We start from the raw sequence: 18,901 nt of genomic DNA, 5'->3' as shown, positions 1-18,901 counted from the left end.
GTACCCGAATGCCAGGTGCGGGTTTCGGGGTCTGGTCACGTCCAGTTCGTCGGGTCGTGGCCAGACGGCACCGTCCCGGTTGGCGGCCAGAAGGGAGACGATCACCAGCGCTCCGGCGGGGATGACATGTCCGGCCAGCTCGATGTCCGCGCTGGCGTGCCGCATCACTCCCATTCGGATGACGGTCAGGTAGCGCAGCAACTCGTCGACCGCGCCGTTGATCAGTGTCGGGTCGGCGCGGAGTGCGGCGAGTTGCGCCGGCTGTTCGAGCAGTGCGAAGGTGCCGAGCGCCAGCATGCTCGCCATCGTCTCGTGCCTGGCGACGGTCAGTATGTACGTGATGTTGACCAGTTCGTCGTCGGTGAGTGGCGGGTCGGCGTCGGCGTGGTGCATCAGCCCGGAGATCACGTCATCACCCGGCGAGCGGCACTTGTGCTCGATTGTGGCTGTGCGGCGAACTCCCGCTCGCCATCCGGATCGCCGGCGCGAAGCTGAACGCGAGCCCGCACAGGTCGATCGGAGAGCTGGCCAGCCGCTTGGTGAACGAGGACCGCAGGCTGGACGAGTTGACCGTGGGAGACCTGCGAGTCAGGCCCGGCCTCGCGGCGAGCTACCAGCGTTGCGACGAGTCCGTGCGCCGCGCATTCCGGTTGCTCGCGCGGTATCCGCTGCCCGATATCCCCGTCCAAGCGGCAGCCATCTTTCTCGGCGAGGACCTGGCGTCCACCGAAGTGCTGCTCGACCGGCTCGCGGAAGTCCGGCTGATCGCCGTCGAAGGTCGCGATCGGAACGGGCGCGTTCGCTACCGCTTTCCGGAACTGCTGCGTGTGTTCGCCCGGGAATGCCTCGCCGCTGAGGAGAAACCATCGTTTCCCGTCTCTCCGGTCGGGACCACACCGACTCGCTCGTCACCTCGCGGTGTTGCTCACCCTGGTGACGTGGACTGGCGGGCGTGCGTGCGTCAGGTCGGGGGAAGTGGACGGTCAGCTCGGTGGCGATGGCTGCCACGACGAACAGGCCGAGGCCGCGGCCGTCGCGGTCGGTGGCCAGGCGTTGGAAGGGGCGCAGCAGCCGGTCGATGTCGGATGGTGGCACGATCGGCCGGTTTGGTGACGGACAGTACGGTGCCCAGGGCTGGTGCGGGTGCCGATGTGGCGCCGGCCGCCGGGCATGTTGCGGCGGATGGCGTTGCCGGCGAGGTCGGTGACGAGCACTCGACGAAGTTGGGGTCGCCGAGCGCGGTGGCCGGACCAGCGCGGTGCTGACGTGGAGCTGGCGACCTTAAAGCTGGTTGCGGCGGGCGAGGAGTGTCTCGTCGGTGACGGCGGTCAGGCCGAACATTTCGTAGCGGTCCAGGCCGCGCTGTCCCGTGCGAGAGTCATCGGTGCTGGTCAAGCGGCATGCCTGTACTCGTTGACGAGTCCGCCGAGGATGCGGGTGCGATCGGACTGTTGCGTCCTGCGCATGGCCCTGCGCGGAGGGTGGCATGGTCTCGGGTCGATCGGGTGTGGGGGACCGTGGTGTGCTGGGCGGGGCATACCATCGCGGCTGATCAACGTCGATCATTCGGAGGATGCGCGGAATGTCTTGGCAGGCGAGGAGGACACGCGGGCTGGGTGTGGTGCTGAGTGCGGCTGTCCTGGTGGCCGGCTGCGGCGGCGCCGCGTCCTCGGTCGACGAGGTGGTTGTCGGACTCCTCTTCCCCACCACCGGTGCCATGGCCGCGTTGGGCATCGACCAGAGCAACGCCGCCAGGATGGTCCTCGAGTGGGCCAACGACCGCGGCGGCGTGGGCGGTGCGAAGATCAGGATCGTCGAGGGCGACTCGCGGAGCGATCCCGCCACCGGTGCCACTGTGGCGCAGCGGATGATCGACCACGACGGCGTCCAGATAATCGTCGGCTCGTACGCCTCCAGCATCGCGAAGGCCATCGCGCCGGTCGCCGAGCGCAACCACGTCGTGCTGTGGGAGTTGGGGGCGGCCTCACCGAACATCGCCCAGGACGGCGACCGGTACTTCCTGCGCACGGTCGGCACGTCGGCCACCTACGCCGCCGCCGACATCGACTTCCTGGAGCAGTACCTCGCGCCGACGATGAGCAGGCCGCTCGCCGGCCTGCGGATCGCGATCGCGCACGAGGACGGCCCCTTCGGCACCAGCGTCGCCGACGCGATCGACGACCTGGCGCGGAAGAAGAACCTGAACGTGGTGGCGAACGAGTCCTACGCGGAGAGCTCGACCGACCTGACGCCGGTGGTGCTGCGGCTCAAGCAGGCGAGCCCGGACGTCGTGCTGGCCGCCCCACTGGTCGCCTCGACACCCCTGTTCTGGCAGGCGGCGAGGGCACAGGACCTCCGGCTGACGGCGCTCATCGGGTCGGCCGGGTTCAGCTCGTCCACCTTCCTGGACAAGTTCGGCGCCAAGGGCATCGAGGGCGTCTACGACGTCGAACCGCCCGCGATGGCCGAGATGAACACCCTCCAGTTCGCCACCGACGCCCGCGACATGGCCGACGAGCTGCGGTCTGAGTTCAAGCAGCGCTACGGCCACGACTGCCTCGTGCACTGCGGTGACGGCCTCGGCGGCACCTTCGTGCTCGTCGAGGACGTGCTACCGAGGACGGTCAAGTCCGGGCACGTGACCGGCGACTCGATCCGCGAGGCCGCGAACTCCACGAACATCCCGGACGGCGGCACCCCGCAGGGCTTCGGCGTCAAGTTCGACGCCAAAGGCAACAACGAACGGGCCGAGTCGTACATCATGCAATGGCAGAGCGGTGTCCTGAAGGTGGTCTTCCCCGCCGACCGAGCCGTGGCCGAACCGGTCTTCCCGATGCCCCACTGGAACCAGCGATAACGTACACCTCGACGGCCGCCACCGAACCCGCCGGAACCGAGGCAGGCTTGGACAGCGGCCCGCTCCGGTCCCCGTCACACCGGTGATCATCGCGGTGTTCGGCGTGCTCATGATGACGGTCAGGGTCGACGGGACTCCGCCGCGACACGACCACGGTGACCGTGTGCGTCAGTAATCGCACGCTTGGTGACAAGCGGTGTGGTGCCGTCGGGAACGCGGCGACGATCCGTGGCCGGGTTCTCGGCACCTAGCGCGGAAATCCTAGCCAGTCCACCCTTTCCGGGCTCTTTTCGTTCGATTCCCGCCGTGCCGCTTCGGTGTTGCTAAATTCAGTAACAGAAGGACCGATCTGTGAGGGTGGAAAGCCATGAAGAAATTCATCGTCACCGCCGCGACGACCGTCGCCTGCGCGGTGACAATGGCCACGGGAGCCTCGGCCACCGCGAACACTGATGCCGCCAGGGGACGGGTCACGGTATTCTCGACGGAGTCCACGAAACTGAGTTCCTGGGATGACCCGAGCGGGTGCGTGAAACTGCCGGCCGCCGCGCACGTGCTCATCAACGAGACCGACGCGCCGGTGCGAATCTACGGCGACCTGTTCTGCCGCTCGCCGTCGTTGACTGTGCAGCCGGGCTACGGCTCGCACGTCACCCCCGGTTCGGGTTCGTTCGCGGTCGCCGAGTGACGGCGGGCACGTTGTCATCCCTGTTGTCGTCGTTGCGGTGGAGCGGCGCCAGCACGGCGGCGAGCGTGGACACGAGCCGGTCTTGGGGATGCGCGACCGTCCCGCCCCACGATCCGTCGGGGTGCTGGTGGTCGTGCAGCGACCGTGCGGCATCGGGGAACACGGGTACGGCATGCAGACGAGCCGCGGCGGCGGTGGCGTAATCGGCTCCGGGCTTGGCGCTGCCGGGTGACCCGCGGACCCGGCGACGCACTGCCTTCATCAGAGTTGTCGGTTCGCGTCAGGCGATGTTGGTCACGACCGGCGCGCGTGCATCGCCGCGGCGAGTTCGGCGGCGGCCTGGTCGATGCACGCGCGCAGCCGCCGCGCGTCGCCGGTAGCCGTGGCCTGCCGGTCGGCGGGGCCGGCGACGACGATCGTGGGCACGGGTTCGGACTGCTGGGCGAGGTCGGCCGCCAGCCGGTGCGGCTCCAGCACCTCCACCTCGGCGCGCGCACCACCCGCCGCCAGTGACCGGCACACCGCCTCCGCGACCCAGTCCGCGAGCAGGCGAGTCGGACGCGGACAGCCGACACCGGCGCTCACGACGGCCAAGGGCACCCCGAGCCGTCTGTGGGTGCGGGAAGCCGCGATGTAGGTGGCGGTGAGCGCCTCGTGGGCCTTGACGCCCGCGGAGTCGATCCGCAGCGCGTCGAGGGCGGTGGTGATGGCGTCGCGCAGGTCCGCGACCGGGTCGGGTGAGCCCGGCGGCACGAGATGGGAGTGCAGCAGGACGCTGGTCGCGAATTCGCGTGGGGTGTGCCAGGTACGCAGCGCCTCGAGCACGCCTTCCTCGAACGCGGCGCGCGGCAGCTGGTCACTCGTGGAGGCGGTCGCGGGCCATGTCGCCACGGGTGCGACCGCGGCGCGAGCACGGTGTCGCACCCACTGTTCCACGGTTTGCCGCCGCCAGTCCCGGCCGAAGACGTGCTGTCGCCGCCCGCCGACGTCCACGGCCGCGACCTCCGGCAGCCCGGCCCCCGCGAGGTAGCGCCCCCACAGGCCGGCGTCCTCGAAGGCGGTGAAGGTCACCGCGCGTCCGCGGGTCCGCATCTCCTCGCCGATGGTGCGCCGGCTGATGAGCTCCATCAGCGGCGAGGGCCGCTGGTGCCCGCCGGGGTGCACCGCGAAGCGGCGGATGCCCAGGTGCTCGCCCGGCCCCAGGGGAGCGGCCGCCTCCACGAGATCCCATACCGCGGCGATCACCGGGTCCTCGGCGCGGTCCTCGGGCAGTGGTGCGTCCAGCCGCAGGATGGCCATGAACGACACGGGGGTGGCGGCGCCCGCGTACCGGTAGACGCGGAAGGCCTCCAGCTGGCGGCGCACCCAGTGCGCGACCGCGGCCGCCGATGCCGGGCCCTCCGCCTCCTCGGCCATGCGCAGCACGCCGGGCACGTCTTCGGGCCGCAGCGGGGTGTCCTCGACGTGGGGGTGCGCGCGCCCGTTGTACAGGTCGTCCTGGCCGCCCTGGTGGCGGAAGAGGAACATCCATTCCGCGACGCGGTGGAGCGCGTCGTCCTCGGCGGCGGCGCGGACGGCCTGCAGGCTCGCGACCGAGATGCGGACGCGGACGTCGTCGTAGCGCTCGGGATCTCGCCAGCGCAGGTCGGCCTCGAGCGTGGCCCGCACGGCATCGTGCGGGTGCAGCCCTTCGGGGTGGCCTCGAGGTAGGGCAGCTGACGCAGCCAGGAGAACACCGCCGCGGCGTACTCGTCACCCAGCACCGTCCGCAGCAGGGGCTCGCGGGTGACGTAGGCCTGCGCGACGACCTCGAGGGCGCGTCGGTGGACGGCGCTGGGCAGGTTGCCCACCAGCCGCTCGACCAGGGTCGTCAGGACGTCGCCCGTGGGCTCCCACGGTGCGTCGGGTGCCGTGGCGGGCACGGAGGCGGCCAGCGAGAGGGCGAGTGGGCTGCCTCCGGCGAAGGCGACGTAGGCGCCGCGCTGCTCGGCGGGGACACCGCGGGCGGCGAGCAGGGCGCCCCGGCTGGGCGCAGCTGTTCACCGCACTGGCTGTGCGGCCGCTCGACCCCGCCCAGTCCGACGCCCGTCTCCTCGAACCCATCTTGCCGTCGAAGATCCGATGGGCGAAAGCTGTCCGGTGTGGACAACACGGGGGCCGGGCGGGTCCCTTCTGCCTGGACTGAGCCGGGTCCTCAGGCTCCCCTCCTGCGTCGGCGAGGCGCGGCGGAGCGAGGCGGCGTGGAACGCATGTGGTCGCGCACCGGCGCCAGCAGGCCGGCGAGGGTTTCGACGTCCTCGCGTGACAGCGGTTCGAAGAGCAGATCGCTGACCACCTCGATGTGCCCGGGCAGTACTTCCGCGAGCCGCTCGCGCCCGGCATCGGTGATGGTGACGGTGACGCTCCGCTCGTCGTCCGGGGAAGGGGCGCGCACGACCAGGCCCGCCTTCTCGAGCAGACCTGCCTGGTAGGTCAGGCCGCTGCGGCTGTAGACGACGCCATCGGCCAGGTCGGTCATGCGGTGGGTGCCCGTTGGCGAGTCGCCGAGCCGGGCCAGCAGCTGGAACTGCACGTAGCTGAGGTCGCCGGCCTCGTGCAGCTGCCGCTCGACGGCGTGCCGGAGCAGGCTGGTCACCTCGATGAGGTCGAAGTAGGCACCGAGCTGCACGGGGTCGAGCGACGGCGGCGAGTCAGGCATGTCAGAAGTCTACTGCTTCGAATTCGAAGAGTACCGTCGTCCAGTCGCCACGGGCGCCCGGGTGGGCAGTGTTGGGCCCGGCTGAGCATCGCCGGACGTGGAGATCGGGCAATGGCGTGGCGCAGGGTCGCGGGCAGGAGGACGGCGTCGCCGCCCACGGATCCCGAGGACCGCCCCTGTCTGCGGGAGGGGCGGCATCGTCTTCCTGTCCCGGCGCGGTGACCGCCATCACTTGCTTCGAATTCGAAGTAGCTGTAGCTTGTTGACAGTTGCTTCAACTTCGAAGCAATCACCGTGAAGCGAAAGCGAGAACTCGTCATGAAGGCAGTGCGTTTCCACGAGTACGGCGACCCCGACGTCCTGCGCTACGAGGACGTGGAGCAGCCAGTCCCCGATGCCGGGCAGGTCCGCGTCCGCGTGGCCGCGACGTCGTTCAACTCCGTCGACGGCAACATCCGCGGCGGCTTCATGCGCGGTCCCATCCCAGTGACGCTGCCGCACACTCCGGGCATCGACGTCGCCGGCACGGTCGACGCGCTGGGCGAGGGCGTGGACGGCATCGAGGTCGGGGACGAGGTCGTCGGCTTCCTGCCGATGGACAAGCCCGGCGCCGCCGCGGAGTACGTCCTCGCGCCGGCCGAGGTCCTCACGCGGGCGCCGAAGAGCGTCCCGCTGCCCGACGCCGCCGCGCTGCCGCTGGTCGGCCTCACCGCGTATCAGGCGCTGTTCGACCACGGCAGGCTGACCGCCGGGCAGCGCGTGCTCGTCAACGGCGCCGGCGGCGCGGTCGGCAGCTACGCCGTCCAGCTGGCCAAGAGGGCCGAGGCCCACGTCATCGCCACGGCCACCCCGCGCAGCAGCGACGCGGTCACCTCCGCCGGCGCCGACGAAGTCGTCGACCACACCACCACGAGCGTGATCGACGCAGTCACCGAACCCGTCGACATCGCACTCAACCTCGCTCCCGTCGAACCGGCCGAACTCGCCGCGCTGGCCACCCTGGTCCGCCCCGGCGGCGTCGTGGTCAACACGACCGTGTGGATGCCCGCGCCCAACGACGAGGAGCGCGGCGTGCGCGGCGTCGACCTGTTCGTCCGCAGCGACGCCGAACAGCTGGCGAACCTGGTGGCACTGATCGACCGCGGGGAGCTGCGCGTCGACGTCGCCGAGCGAGTGCCGCTGGCCGAGCTGCCGGCGCTCCACGCACGGGCCACCGAAGGCGCGGTGCGCGGCAAGGTCATCGTCGTCCCGCCCACCGCCTGACACCTCCGACTCCGAAAGGCCACGGCCACGCCACTCAGCCTGGACCCGGAAATCGCCGAGGCGCTGGCCCCGATGGCGGACGCCACGCTGCCGGCGGTGGGGGACGTCGCGGCCCGGCGCGCCCTCTGGGAGCCGATCATCGGCGCCGCGAGCAGTGCCCGGTTTGCCTGGCCCAGTCCGGCGATCGAGCTGCGCGCTCGAACGGTTCGCACCGCTGCTCGCCGACCTCGTGCACCTGCCCGCCGACCACGGGTTGGTCAGCGAGGTCCGAACCCGATATGAACGACTCCGCCAACCGTGATCGCTATCTGCTTCTCGTCCGCTATGGGATTCAAGCAGGCCCGATCGACCTGCAGAGCTCGGCGGACGGTGGGAGGCGGATCATGAGAGGTATCGAGTGCCGAGCGCCGGGGTCTCGGGACGCGATCGCCATGACACTCGATGTACTCAAGCCCGGTAATGTCCAGTTCGCCTCCCAAGCCTCGTAGATCGCGACGCGGTCGTCACCCAACGCCCCGACCAGACGACAGGCAACGGCTGCCGGCGGTCGCCGACGACGTCGCGACCGCCACGCCCACGCGACCCACGTCGGACTCCGTGTCGGTGTGGCCGACCAGGTAGTCATCGTCTGAACGGCCCGCGTCCCGGCGGGTACGCGGTGACCGTCGTCCCGACGGTGACGCCTCGACGTCGAACAGGGTGCATGCCTGCCGAAGTGGCGGCGAGTGCCGACCAGTGGCCATGCTGGTCCACTGCGAGAACGCGGGCCTACGCGTGATCGTTGCGGACCCGGCGACCCGGTTGGGCGGAGGTGCCGGTCCAGTGGTCTTCTATTTGTTGAGTTGGACTCCCAGCTGCCGGGCAACCTGCTCGCGTTGTGCGGCCGGCATCTCGTTGAGCCATTCGGTTCGCGCGTCGACCAGCATGTTGTACCGGCGGTCGGCGGAGACGGCGCTGCCCAACCAGTTGCCGTCCTTCTTGGAGTTCCAGAACTCGGTCTCCCTGTCGGCCACGGCGCGGATGTTGGCGTCGGTCGGTTCCTTGGCGAGCAGGTCCGGGATTTCTTTCTCGTAGTGGTCGCCGATCCGCGAGGCCAGCACGTTGCCCATCCAGCTACGGAACCACTTCACCTGGCGCACCGCGACCGTGGCCACGCTGATCGGATGCTCCTTGGAGATCCGCTCCAGCACGGCGACGGCCTTGTCCCGCTGCCCGACGTCGTCGCCTGCGGCACCGGCGACGGTCTGCGCGGTGGTGACGGTCTCGGATCCGTCGGCGACGCGGAACACCTGGGCCTGCTGCTCCTCGAGCTGTTGGTAGTAGTTGGCGGTCGCGATCAGACCGGACCGCACGTCCATGACCGATTGGGCGCTCGTGCTGATCGCCTCGCGCAGCTGGTCGCTCGTCGACATGATCGTCTGTGCGAAGAACTGCGCAATCGACCCGAACGAGTCACCGCCCACCGAGATCTCCGCGGCCTTCCCGGCCGAACTCACCTCTCCGGCAGTGCCACCGACAGCGGCGGCGTATGCGCGCAGGCTCTCGATATTGACCTCGAAACCGTCCGCCACCGTGCCCACTCCTCTACCGACGTGTACCACCTTGCTCACCGAGATCATGACACGCGGACCTATCGTCGAACTTTTTCGGCTGCCGTGCGTATGGGTCGGTGTACCTTCTGTTCTCGCGGTTCACCTGGAGGCATTCATGGGCTTGGATTTCTCCGTGCTCACCCGGCGTGGCGTGCTGCTTCTCGGTGCCGCACTGATCGCGATTCCGGCGGCCGCGGCTCCCGCGGCAGCCAACCCGGCGAATGGCGGCACCGCTTTCGCCGAGACGGACCTCGTCTCGGATGTGCCGGGGCGCGCTCCGTTGGTCGATCCCGGCCTCGTCAATCCCTGGGGGCTCGCGCTGTCGGCGACCAGTCCGTTGTGGGTGGCCAACAACGGCAGCAACACCGCCACGCTCTATGCGGGAGGTGTCGGCGGTGCTCCGGTCACCAAGGCGGCCTTGACGGTCTCGATCTCCGGTGGTGCCGTGACCGGGGAGGTTTTCAACGACACCACTGACTTCGTGCTGACCACACCGGCCGCGTCGGGCGCGGCCCGGTTCGTCTTCAGCACTGAGACCGGTGACATCACGGCGTGGAGCCCGGCCGTGACCGGGACCACGGCGGTGACCGTGGCGCATGCCGAAGGCGCGATCTACCGGGGCATGGCCCTGCTGCACACCGACACGGGCCCGTTCCTGCTGGCTGCCGACTTCCGTCACGCCCGCGTCGCCGTGTTCGACAAGGCGTTCCAACCCGTCCAGCAGTCGTACTCGTTCCTGAGGGACCGCTTCCTGCCTCGGGGATACGCGCCGTTCGACGTCGCCGTGCTCGACGGCGCGATCTATGTCGCTTACGCCAAGCAGGATGCCGCTGGCGAGGACGAGGTCGCGGGTCGTGGGCTCGGCTTCGTCGACAGGTTCGACCTCTCCGGCCGGTTCGTGCGCCGGATGGCAAGCCGCGGCCCGCTCAACGCTCCTTGGGCACTCGCCATCGCACCGGCCAGCTTCGGCCGTTTCGCCGGTGACCTGCTGGTAGGCAACTTCGGCGACGGCCGGATCAACGCATACGACGCGCACGGTCATTTCCGCGGGCAACTCCGGGACGCCCACCGCAAGCCGCTCACCATCGACGGCCTGTGGGCACTCCTGCCCGGCACCGCGGTCACCGGTGGCACGGACACCCTGTGGTTCAGCGCCGGCATCCAGGACGAGGAACACGGTCTCGTCGGCCAAATCCGCGCGGCGGCATAGGGCCACATCGACGACGTTCACCGAACGCGAAGCTCATCCCACCGGTCGCTGATCACCGGTGGGGGAATGCCGCTCCGGCCGTTTGGTCTCTGTGTAAGGGTGATTCGCCGCGCTGGGGGTCAAGGGATCGCAGGTTCAAGATCCTGTCAGCCCCGACGATCGCTGATAGGCCCGCTGGCTCTGGGTTGGACCTGCCGGAGGGCGACGCCGTACCTGATGCCGACCTGCTGCGCGCCACGGCGGGCGGCGACTCGCACGCGCTCGGCGGTTCGCACCTGGCTGTACGGGGTGGCGCGGCGGCAGGCGCACAACCGGCTGCGGTCGCTGTCCACGCCACCCGACCCGCTCGACGACCTGCGGGAGCCGGCGGCGACCGAACCGGGGCCGGAGGAGATCGCGCTGGTCAGGGCGGACATGGCGGTCGCGGCGGCGATGGCGCCCTGTCCGCCGGGCATCGGGAGGACGCCGCTCCCTCGATGAGGACCAACAAAGGCGCCGTTCGGGAGGGCGACCGCTGTGGTCGCCCTCCCGGCGGTGGTCAGCAGAACCAGCCGTTCTGGACCCAGCCGTCGGCGTGGACGTGGCCGTAGGCGTGGCCGTACACCCACTCGCCGCTGGGGCTGACCCGGTCGACGAGGAAGTTCTCACCGCGGTAGAGGTAGTCGAACCAGGCGCCGCCCGCGGTGCTGCGGACCGCGAGGTCGTCGGCGCAGACCTGCTCGACCTGGCCAGGGGTGCCGTTGTCGGCCGCGGCGGGCACGGCCGCGGCGATCATCGCGGCACCGGCCAGTGCGGCGCCGACCGCGGCGTTGTGGAGCTTGACCATGGGGAATCCCTTTCTCCGAGGAGGGTTGTCAGTACCAGCCGAGGCACTCGTAGCGGACGTATCCCCAGTCGTCGGGGCCGAAGTCCTGGATCGCGGCCCAACCGGTGTCGGTGACCTCTTGTTTCCCGGGGGTGTGGCCGACGCCGTCGCCGTAGTACAGGGTCCGCTTGTAACCCCACACCTGGTTGGTCGAGTGGTCGTAGCCGGTGTAGAAGCTGGCGCTCTGGCAGTCGATGATCGTGCGGGCCGGCACCTCAACCGCGCTCGCGCTCGGTGCGATCGCGGTGAGGGTCGCCGCGGCGAACGCGGTCGCGGTGATGGCGATTCTCTTGCGGGACATCATGTGACTCCATTCAGTCGTCGTCGTTGTGGAAGGTGACGGATCGCCAGTCGGTGACGCAGTCGCGATCCATGAACACCCAGCCCAGACCGGCGTCGCGGACGACGATGGCCGGGTTGGCTCCGTTGGCGGTGAAGCGGTAACGCACCTCGGCCGAGGGGGTGCCCGCCGGGTCGCGCAGGGTGCCGGTGTCGTAGGCACTGGAGGCGTAGTAGTTGTAGAACGCCCCGCAACCGGGATCCACGGAGAGGGGGGAGCCGTCGGTCGCGGTGTGGGCCTCGGCGTTGAAGTCGCGGCCGAACGAACGGCGGTGGCTGATCCGCTCCTCGGTGGCGGCACTGCAGGACGCCGCGACACTCCCGGTGGGTGCGCCGCTCAGCGCCCTCGGCGGGATCCAGGCACAGATGTCGTTGTCGCCGTGGTCGCGGCCGTAGTGGTAGCCGTTTGCCGTCGTCCGGTGCACGTCGAACGACGAGCCGGCCATGGCCGTGCCGACGAAGTAGCCACATGGTTTGTTCTGCAGCCAGGTGCCGGCCGGGATTGTGCCGTGGTTGTCGCACGCTTCCGGTTTGGGGGAGTCGGGTTGGATTGTGTACCGGTTCACCACCTGGGCTCCGGCGGTGCCGGACAGGAATACCGGCACTACCGCCATTGTGATGAACACGGTGGCGATCTTTGTTCTTCGCATCACCGATGACCTTCCTGAGCTAAGGTGCTGCACGTGACCAACAGCGATTGTTCGCACCCGGTGTTGTGCTCGCCAGAGGTTCGGTGCGGTCAGGGACGTTGGGACTCTCCCGTGCTCTCTACCAGCGGAAAGGGAGAGAACCCGGGACTCGCGGGAAGGTAGGGGGACGTGTCAGAGCGCCGCAGGGTCGCACTTCGAACGCTGCCGCCGGACCTCGCCGGCCCGGTGCGCGTGTTCACCGAGGAGTTCCGCGGGATATTCGAGCGGCTCGGGCTCAACCAGCGTCAGCTGGCGGAGAAACTGCACCTGTCGAAGTCGCCGGTCTCCCGTTACCTCAACGGCCAGGAGATCATTCCCGTCGAGGCACTGAACCAGGTCTGCCAACTCGCGCACCTCGCACCGCAGGAAGGCGAACGACTGCGCGACCTGCGCGACCAGGCCAAGGCCGCGCTCTCCGGTGCCGTCGCGGCCGCGGAGGAGCCACCCGTGGACGACCGGCCGTGGTCGCGGCGCCTGGTCTGGGGCACGGCCGTGGCCGTCGTGCTCGTCGCCACGGCGGTCCTGCTGGTCCGCACCGGCCGGGACTCGGACAGCTCGGCCTGCGCACCGGCCCACCGGCAGTACACCGTGACCACCGACGGCGACGTGCTCGACGAGAACCACAACGACATCGGCGACGTGCGCCGGGGCGAGACGTTCGTCCGGGACACGCCGACGTCGAATCCCTACCGGTCCCGGTACTACGGTCACATCGTCGGGCGGAACGGCACCGGGTTCGTGGACCAGGCGAAGCTGGACTACATCGGAAAGGTCTGCGACCGAGCACATCGGTGACACCGAACAGATGTGGACGGCTGTCGTGCCGGCGCCGGAGAACGGCGAGGACGGCGACCAGTGATCAACGTGGTGTGTACCGGCCTTCGCGCGACCCCGGAGTGACGACATCCATGCATGGCGCACAAAAGCGGCGACCCTTCCGCGAGCGATCCGTACCGCTTCGGCCACGGCGCCCGCGCGGCGACGAGGCCGACCACGGCGACGCGGTCCAGAGTCGCCACGTTCCACTGATACCGCCAGATCTCCCGCGCCTGGCTGGGCGTGACCGGACCAGCTCGCGGCCATCGCCCGGATGGACGTAGCGTGCGGCGGCGTGGCTGGTGACGATAACCGCATGGCAATGGTGCTGACGCGGGAGATTCGCGAGTCGGATGTGGCGACCGTCGTGCGGATGGTGCGCGATCTGGCCGCGTACGAGAAATCCTTGGACGAGTGCCGGATGACGGTGGAGCGGTTGCGGGGAGCGTTGTTCTGTGCCGCACCCGCGTTGTTCGGGCACGTCGCGGAGGTCGATGAGCGGGTCGTCGGGTTTGTGTTGTGGTTCCTCAACTTCTCCACGTGGACCGGGACGCACGGCGTGTACGGCGAGGACATGTACGTCGAGCCCGAGTACCGCGGGCAGGGCGTCGGGCGGGCGCTGTTCGAGGCGATGGCGCGGGTGTGTGTCGAGCGCGGATACCAACGTCTGGAGTTCTGGACGCTGGACTGGAACACCGGAACTATCGCCTTCACGGCATCGTTGGGGGCCAAACCGATGAATGAGTGGACGGTGTACCGGATCAGTGGCGCGGAGCTCGCGGAGCTTGGTGGCGCGCGTGCCGGGTGACCGGCAGCCGGCGCCGTACCGGGTGCTACAGGTCGGTTGCGGGCCGACGGGCACCAGCGTGCTGCGCGAGCTGCTGCCCAAGCTGGCGGACGCCGGGGTGCCGGTGGCCTACGAAGTCGCGGATCCGGCGGTGATGGGGCCGGGCCTTGCCTTTTCCACCCCCTACGACCTGCACCTGCTCAATGTTCGTGCCAGCGTGATGAGTCTGCACTCCGCGGACAAGGGCGAGTTCTCGAGGTGGCGGGCCGAGCGGGGGTTGGGCGCGGCGGACTATCCGCCACGGCGGCTGTTCGGGCAGTACACGCGCTGGGTGCTGGGTGAGGTGCTGCGAAGCGCCGAGGCATCCGGGCAGTCGGTGCGGCTGACGCGTGAGCGGGTGGTCGCGGCACGGCACGACGGGCAGGGACGGTGGCGCGGCCGGTTCGCCTCCGGGCGGACAGCCGAGTACGACCGGGTGGTGCTGGCGCTCGGTCACCTGCCCTCGACCCGGTACAGCCGAATCGACGGCGGGCCGGGTTTCCTGTCCGATCCGTGGAGTATCCCGGAACTGCCCCCGAACGCCAGGGTCGGCGTCATCGGCACCCGGTTGACCGGAGTGGATGTGGCACTGGCCCTACGTGAGCGCGACCACCGGGGATCCGTGCTGCTCGCTTCCCGCTCGGGGTGGCTGCCCAGCGTGAAGGGCCGTGTCGAGTCCTACCGGCTCGCTCATCTGCCCGGTTTTGTCGCGGAGCGCCAACACAATCCCGGTGGGACACCGTTGGCGGCGGTCGCGGAGGTGATCGGCAGGGAGATCGAGGAGGCCGAGGGCGGCCCGGTGCGGTGGATGCGGGCACTGCACCCACCGCCGTCTTCCGCCGAGGGGCTGCGGGCGGAGTTGGCCGAGGTCGCCTCGAACAGGGTGGTGGGTTGGCAGTCGGTGCTCGCCGCTGTTGTTCCGTGGGTGCCGGCGCTGTGGCGGCTGCTGGACGAGGAGGGCCGGGAACGCCTGATGACCCGCTATGTGGGCATCTGGGCGGTCCGCATCGCGTCGTTCCCCGCCGTCAGTGCGCGGCGGCTGCTGGCGATGATGGACGAGGGCCGACTGGCGGTGCGGGCCGACCTGCGGGCTGTGCTTCCCGACGGTGCCGGCTTCCGCATGTGCTTCGGCGACGGGACGGCCGTGCCGGTGGACGTCGTGGTCAACGCCACGGGCCCCGGCTACGGCCGTGACTCGCTGGAGGCGGTCGAACTGACGCGGGATCTGTTGCGTACGGGAACCGTCGTGCCGCACCGGTTCGGCGGTATCCCCGTGGACGAGCGCACCTTCGAGGCCCTGGACGCCGACGGTGTCGCCATCCAGGGCCTGCACGTGGTGGGCGATCTCACTCGAGGTGTGTGGTTGGCGACCAATGCCGTGGAGAACTCCGTCCGCCAGGCCGCGAATCTCGCGATGGTGGTCGCCGGGGACTTGGTCAGCGGGTCATGCAGGTCCCGTCCAGGTCCTGGTATCTGATCTGACCGGTGAGCACCTTGAGATAGAAGCGCCAGAAGGAGGTCTCGACCGGTACCACCTTGTCCGCGATGAGTGTGTGCAGGTTCGGGACCTGCGCCATCGGGACGCCCTGGTGATAGTGGTGCGCGGTGTGCAGGTTGTTGTAGTTGGTGTACCACTGCGCGAAGTGGGACGCCCCCTTGATGGTGCGCGTGTTGGTCAGGACGTTCGGGTCCGACTGGGTGTTGAGCCCGAAGTGCTCCGGCAGCTCGATGAGGAAATGGGCCGGCTCGGCAACCAGGAGCGTGGGCAGCCACCATGCGAAAACGAAGAACAGGTTCCCGGTGACCGCGGTATAGACGACGGCCGCGACCAGCAGCAGGGCGAGCAGCCGGTACTCACTGTGGATCTTCCGCGTGTCCAGCGGCCTGACCACACCGGGAATGGGCCGGCCGAGCAGCGACAGCACCATGTCCCGCCCGGTTGTCGCGTACCGGCCGGGATGCAGGGCGGCCAGCAGGAAGCCGAGCCCGTACCAGCGGTGCAGGTCGCGGAAACGGTAGTTGAAGAACTCACGGTTTTGTGGAGTACCCAGGAACGCGTGGTGGCGCAGGTGGTCGTGCTTGTAGTGCCAGAACGAACTGAACATGAACACCCCGGCGATCACACCGCACAGGCGGTTCAACGCCCTGCTGTGGAAGGCGTGCTCATGCAGGCACTCGTGCTGCAACTCGACCAGGTACGCGAACATCAACCCGGCCACCACAGCAGCTGCCACCACGACCGGCCAAGCCGGCTGCAACGCGATCAACACCCAGGCAACGACGATCGGCACCACGCCGGCCACGAACTTCGCCGTGAACCGACCAGGTTTCTTCACAAAATACGCTTTGGGGAGCATTCGACGCCCATCATCGCCCCGGACAGGGGCCAGGAGAGCGTTCTCCGCGGCGTCGAGCCGTGCGATCTCACCATCCCCGAGCGGGGGAACATTGCTAATGATAGCCATAGTAGTTCCCTTCATGGTTCCAGGATCCAGCGACGAATGACTACCTAGGGGTATCCTCGAATCGACGAAAGCCAGTAGCAGAGGTGAACCAAGTGACAGCTTACTCCACTACGACTTCCCAGCCCAGACCCGAAAATCCGCCACGATAGTTGTCATCCGTTTCGATCGCTTATCAAATTTCAATTTTCCTGAATGACCAGACTGGGCGATGTCGAGGAATTCGTTGCGCAGCACAGTCGCGCCACCGAATCCGAGTTCGAGCTTCATACCGGAACCATCGAAATGGCCGACTCGCAGCGCATATTCAGGTCACACGTTGATGGTGCCGCACACAATCCAATGGAATGACGCGCCTGGAAAGCCCGGACAAACGCCACCTACTGCCGATGAACCAGGTCGACGATGGCATCGGAAACGAAGAAGATGCGGCCGGCGAGTTGCTGTCCGGCGCGACGGAGAAGATCGGCGAAGTGGCCGGGGATGTGCCCGGGTGCAGGACCCCTCCCAGTCGGCGACCGACGTCGCCGGCCACGTCGTCGGGGACCTCGAGTGCCGCGAAGTGGTCCTCCGCCCGCTCACCGTGGGCGACGGATCGGTGAGCCGCTCGATCAGGCCGCAACACGATCCGCGACCGCATCGCCTGCGCGGTCTTCCGCCGACTCGACCATCCACACAGGACACTACGTTCCTCGCCGGTCAGGACCACAGGCCCAAGCTTCGGCGTAGGCATCGCCACAGCGTGCCAACAACGAATTGTTGACTCACGACACTAGAGGTCGATGACGACCTTGCCGTGTACGTGCCGGCCGGCCTGGAGTTCGGCCGCGTGGCGGATCTGCTCGACCGGGAAGCTTGCCGCGATGGGCACCCGGAGCCGGCCAGCCGCGACCAGGTGGGCGATCTCCTCCAGAGCGCCGACAGCGGCGTTCGCGCCGTTGGCCCCCGACACGCCGTCGACTTGCGCGGCGATGGTGCAGACGCGGCCGTCCGGGACGCCGAGTTCCCTTGCGGTGTGCACCGTCTCGGTCCCGTGCAGGTCGATGGCGGCGGTGACACCGCCGGGAGCGAGGGCTCGGACCCGGTCGGCCAGGCCGTCGCCGTAGGCGACGGGCTCGGCCCCGAGATCGCGCAGGAACTCGGCCGAACTCGCCGACCCCGTCCCGATCACGCGTGCTCCCGCGATCCGGGCCAGCTGGACAGCGAACACCCCGACCCCGCCCCCCGCGCCGCCGATCAGCACTGTGTCGTCTGGTCGGGCGTCGACCACGGCGAGGGCGGCGGATGCCGTGCGACCGGCGACTGCGAGGGTGGCGGCGGTGCGGTCGTCGACGCCGTCGGGGGTGTGATGGACCTCGTTCGCCGCGATCCCCCCGGCCGCGTCGATCACCACGAAGTCGGCGACCGCGCGGGACAGGGCGCCCCCGAACACCCGGTCGCCCGGTGCGAAGCCGGTCACGCCGGCACCGACCTGGTCGACCACGCCCGCATAGTCGGTCCCGAACCCGGCCGGGAGGCTCAAACCGAATCGGGCGGCGGTGTCCGCGTCGGCGGTCATGATCCAGTCCATCGGGTTGAGACCGGCCGCGGTGACCCGCACCCGGACCTGTCCCGGGCCGGCCTGCGGAGCGGGAATCTCACGGAGGTCCAGGGCTTCGGGACCGCCGAACGCATCGAGCCGGACCGCCCTGCTCCTGCCCGTCGACGGTTGACCGTTCTGTTGCTGCATGTACGCCTGTCTCCTTGAATGAGGGAACGCAGCGAAACGGACTATGCTCCGTTTACCTGGACGACTCTAACACAACCGGAGCGTGATCCGTTTTGGCCGAGGCGGAGAGGCGCACGCCACGGGCGGACGCAACCCGTAACCGCGACCAGTTGCTCGCGGTGGCGACCCGGATGTTCGTGTCGGCTGACGCCGAGCCGTCGATGCGTGCGATCGCCCGCGAGGCAGGGGTCGGCATCGCCACGCTCTACCGGCACTTCCCGACCCGCGAGTCGCTGGTCGACGCGGTCTACCGGGACCAGGTCGTGCGACTGACGACCGGCGCACGTGAACTGCTCGACCGGCTGCCCCCGGCTGCGGCGATGCGGCGCTGGATGGACTTGTTCGGGGACTGGATCGCGACCAAGAACGGCATGCTCGACACGCTGCTCACGATGATCGAGTCGGGCGAGATCGCCCATGCACAGACCCGGACCGAGCTACTGGCGGCCATCACCACCATTCTCGACGCCGGCCGCGCAGCGGGCGACCTCCGCACCGACGTCACCGCCGAGGACATCGCCGCCGCCCTCATCGGCATCTTCACCGTGGCCCCCCTGCCCGAGTACGAAGCCAAGGCCAGTCGCCTGCTGAACCTCCTGATCGACGGCCTCCGCCCGCCACCCGGCTGAGCCGCCTCGAACCGGCGCGCCGTCTACGTGGAGTAACGAGGTAGCGCTCTGTTCAGATGGGCCGGCCGCCTCGACATGCCCAGCCTCGGCCACCTCGTCGCCTGCACCGTCACCGCCACGACATCGCGTCAGTGATGCGCCAACCAACCAACAAATCAAGATCAACTGTTGGTTCAGAGAACCAGCAGGAGGCGACCCC

Annotated in this window: 19 protein-coding genes; 9 read left to right on the top strand and 10 right to left on the bottom strand. The window is 69.0% G+C overall.

Annotated elements, in window-relative coordinates; genetic code table 11:
• Positions 1–408: cytochrome P450 (locus ACJ73U_RS03050; protein ID WP_407775953.1), on the bottom strand; the 408-nt coding region annotated here is incomplete at its 3' end.
• 1,165 nt (positions 409–1,573) lie between these two features.
• Between ACJ73U_RS03050 and ACJ73U_RS03045 the strand changes: the two genes are divergently transcribed.
• Positions 1,574–2,857, top strand: coding sequence for an ABC transporter substrate-binding protein (locus ACJ73U_RS03045; protein ID WP_407775952.1), 1,284 nt, complete (start codon positions 1,574–1,576; stop codon positions 2,855–2,857).
• Between the two features lie 367 nt (positions 2,858–3,224).
• Entirely contained in the window at positions 3,225–3,545 is a 321-nt protein-coding gene (locus ACJ73U_RS03040) for a hypothetical protein (protein ID WP_407775951.1), read from the top strand.
• A 294-nt stretch (positions 3,546–3,839) separates the two neighbouring features.
• Here ACJ73U_RS03040 and ACJ73U_RS03035 read toward each other — a convergent pair whose 3' ends face one another.
• Both ACJ73U_RS03035 and ACJ73U_RS03030 read right to left on the bottom strand, forming a co-directional pair.
• Positions 3,840–5,213, bottom strand: a complete 1,374-nt coding sequence (locus ACJ73U_RS03035; RefSeq protein WP_407775950.1) for a hypothetical protein — start codon at positions 5,211–5,213, stop codon at positions 3,840–3,842.
• Positions 5,214–5,739: 526 nt separating this feature from the next.
• Positions 5,740–6,243 carry a MarR family winged helix-turn-helix transcriptional regulator gene (locus tag ACJ73U_RS03030; protein WP_407775949.1) on the bottom strand — a complete coding sequence of 168 codons (504 nt, stop codon included), beginning with the start codon at positions 6,241–6,243 and terminating at the stop codon, positions 5,740–5,742.
• A 318-nt stretch (positions 6,244–6,561) separates the two neighbouring features.
• Here ACJ73U_RS03030 and ACJ73U_RS03025 point away from each other — a divergent pair, with 318 nt between their 5' ends.
• Positions 6,562–7,506, top strand: coding sequence for an NADP-dependent oxidoreductase (locus tag ACJ73U_RS03025; protein WP_407775948.1), 945 nt, complete (start codon positions 6,562–6,564; stop codon positions 7,504–7,506).
• Between the two features lie 830 nt (positions 7,507–8,336).
• Here the strand turns inward: ACJ73U_RS03025 and ACJ73U_RS03020 are convergent.
• Positions 8,337–9,116: a type VII secretion target gene (locus tag ACJ73U_RS03020; protein WP_407775947.1), complete on the bottom strand. Its 780-nt coding sequence runs from the start codon at positions 9,114–9,116 to the stop codon at positions 8,337–8,339.
• Between ACJ73U_RS03020 and ACJ73U_RS03015 the strand changes: the two genes are divergently transcribed.
• Positions 9,109–10,308, top strand: a complete 1,200-nt coding sequence (locus tag ACJ73U_RS03015) for a TIGR03118 family protein (RefSeq protein ID WP_407775946.1) — start codon at positions 9,109–9,111, stop codon at positions 10,306–10,308. The genes ACJ73U_RS03020 and ACJ73U_RS03015 overlap by 8 nt on opposite strands.
• A 216-nt stretch (positions 10,309–10,524) precedes the next feature.
• Positions 10,525–10,788 (top strand): hypothetical protein, encoded by a 264-nt coding sequence (locus ACJ73U_RS03010; RefSeq protein ID WP_407775945.1) that lies wholly within the window; start codon positions 10,525–10,527, stop codon positions 10,786–10,788.
• Between the two features lie 58 nt (positions 10,789–10,846).
• On the opposite strand, the gene ACJ73U_RS03005 is transcribed toward ACJ73U_RS03010, so the two are convergent.
• The 3 genes from ACJ73U_RS03005 to ACJ73U_RS02995 are packed head-to-tail and all read right to left on the bottom strand — an operon-like array spanning position 10,847 to position 12,162.
• Positions 10,847–11,134 carry a hypothetical protein gene (locus ACJ73U_RS03005; protein WP_407775944.1) on the bottom strand — a complete coding sequence of 96 codons (288 nt, stop codon included), beginning with the start codon at positions 11,132–11,134 and terminating at the stop codon, positions 10,847–10,849.
• 28 nt (positions 11,135–11,162) lie between these two features.
• Positions 11,163–11,474 (bottom strand): hypothetical protein, encoded by a 312-nt coding sequence (locus ACJ73U_RS03000; protein ID WP_407775943.1) that lies wholly within the window; start codon positions 11,472–11,474, stop codon positions 11,163–11,165.
• Positions 11,475–11,487: 13 nt separating this feature from the next.
• Entirely contained in the window at positions 11,488–12,162 is a 675-nt protein-coding gene (locus ACJ73U_RS02995; RefSeq protein ID WP_407775942.1) for a hypothetical protein, read from the bottom strand.
• A 168-nt stretch (positions 12,163–12,330) separates the two neighbouring features.
• Between ACJ73U_RS02995 and ACJ73U_RS02990 the strand changes: the two genes are divergently transcribed.
• The 3 genes from ACJ73U_RS02990 to ACJ73U_RS02980 all read left to right on the top strand — a co-directional run bounded on the left by ACJ73U_RS02990 (position 12,331) and on the right by ACJ73U_RS02980 (position 15,320).
• Complete coding sequence (locus ACJ73U_RS02990; RefSeq protein ID WP_407775941.1) at positions 12,331–12,996, top strand: helix-turn-helix domain-containing protein; 666 nt, start codon at positions 12,331–12,333, stop codon at positions 12,994–12,996.
• Between the two features lie 337 nt (positions 12,997–13,333).
• A complete protein-coding gene (locus ACJ73U_RS02985) occupies positions 13,334–13,825 on the top strand; it encodes an N-acetyltransferase family protein (RefSeq protein ID WP_407775940.1) in 492 nt (163 codons plus the stop codon).
• Positions 13,806–15,320 (top strand): FAD/NAD(P)-binding protein, encoded by a 1,515-nt coding sequence (locus ACJ73U_RS02980; RefSeq protein WP_407775939.1) that lies wholly within the window; start codon positions 13,806–13,808, stop codon positions 15,318–15,320. The genes ACJ73U_RS02985 and ACJ73U_RS02980 overlap by 20 nt, the downstream gene beginning before the upstream one ends.
• Here the strand turns inward: ACJ73U_RS02980 and ACJ73U_RS02975 are convergent.
• From ACJ73U_RS02975 to ACJ73U_RS02965, 3 genes are all read right to left on the bottom strand, one after another.
• The gene (locus tag ACJ73U_RS02975; protein WP_407775938.1) at positions 15,280–16,179 is read right to left on the bottom strand and encodes a fatty acid desaturase family protein; all 900 of its coding nucleotides are present in this window, start codon (positions 16,177–16,179) and stop codon (positions 15,280–15,282) included. The two genes, ACJ73U_RS02980 and ACJ73U_RS02975, sit on opposite strands and share 41 nt — an antisense overlap.
• A 237-nt stretch (positions 16,180–16,416) precedes the next feature.
• Positions 16,417–16,575 (bottom strand): hypothetical protein, encoded by a 159-nt coding sequence (locus ACJ73U_RS02970; RefSeq protein ID WP_407775937.1) that lies wholly within the window; start codon positions 16,573–16,575, stop codon positions 16,417–16,419.
• A gap of 502 nt (positions 16,576–17,077) precedes the next feature.
• Entirely contained in the window at positions 17,078–18,034 is a 957-nt protein-coding gene (locus tag ACJ73U_RS02965; protein WP_407775936.1) for an NADP-dependent oxidoreductase, read from the bottom strand.
• Between the two features lie 92 nt (positions 18,035–18,126).
• On the opposite strand from ACJ73U_RS02965, the gene ACJ73U_RS02960 reads away from it, so the two are divergent.
• The gene (locus ACJ73U_RS02960) at positions 18,127–18,702 is read left to right on the top strand and encodes a TetR/AcrR family transcriptional regulator (protein WP_407775935.1); all 576 of its coding nucleotides are present in this window, start codon (positions 18,127–18,129) and stop codon (positions 18,700–18,702) included.
• The last annotated feature ends 199 nt before the right edge of the window (positions 18,703–18,901 follow it).

It is taken from the genome of Actinophytocola sp. (assembly GCF_045807065.1).
Taxonomy (GTDB): domain Bacteria; phylum Actinomycetota; class Actinomycetes; order Mycobacteriales; family Pseudonocardiaceae; genus Actinophytocola.
The sequence above is the reverse complement of the archived record's forward strand: the minus strand, read 5'-3'. Positions and strand labels throughout refer to the sequence as shown.

Bases quoted from the DNA above. Each gene is read 5' to 3' on its own strand.
- ACJ73U_RS03045 (WP_407775952.1), top strand. From the start codon at position 1,574: ATGCGCGGAATGTCTTGGCAGGCGAGGAGGACACGCGGGCTGGGTGTG.
- ACJ73U_RS03040 (WP_407775951.1), top strand. From the start codon at position 3,225: ATGAAGAAATTCATCGTCACCGCCGCGACGACCGTCGCCTGCGCGGTG.
- ACJ73U_RS03030 (WP_407775949.1), bottom strand. From the start codon at position 6,243: ATGCCTGACTCGCCGCCGTCGCTCGACCCCGTGCAGCTCGGTGCCTAC.
- ACJ73U_RS03025 (WP_407775948.1), top strand. From the start codon at position 6,562: ATGAAGGCAGTGCGTTTCCACGAGTACGGCGACCCCGACGTCCTGCGC.
- ACJ73U_RS03010 (WP_407775945.1), top strand. From the start codon at position 10,525: ATGCCGACCTGCTGCGCGCCACGGCGGGCGGCGACTCGCACGCGCTCG.
- ACJ73U_RS03005 (WP_407775944.1), bottom strand. From the start codon at position 11,134: ATGGTCAAGCTCCACAACGCCGCGGTCGGCGCCGCACTGGCCGGTGCC.
- ACJ73U_RS03000 (WP_407775943.1), bottom strand. From the start codon at position 11,474: ATGTCCCGCAAGAGAATCGCCATCACCGCGACCGCGTTCGCCGCGGCG.
- ACJ73U_RS02995 (WP_407775942.1), bottom strand. From the start codon at position 12,162: ATGCGAAGAACAAAGATCGCCACCGTGTTCATCACAATGGCGGTAGTG.
- ACJ73U_RS02985 (WP_407775940.1), top strand. From the start codon at position 13,334: ATGGCAATGGTGCTGACGCGGGAGATTCGCGAGTCGGATGTGGCGACC.
- ACJ73U_RS02970 (WP_407775937.1), bottom strand. From the start codon at position 16,575: ATGAAGCTCGAACTCGGATTCGGTGGCGCGACTGTGCTGCGCAACGAA.
- ACJ73U_RS02965 (WP_407775936.1), bottom strand. From the start codon at position 18,034: ATGCAGCAACAGAACGGTCAACCGTCGACGGGCAGGAGCAGGGCGGTC.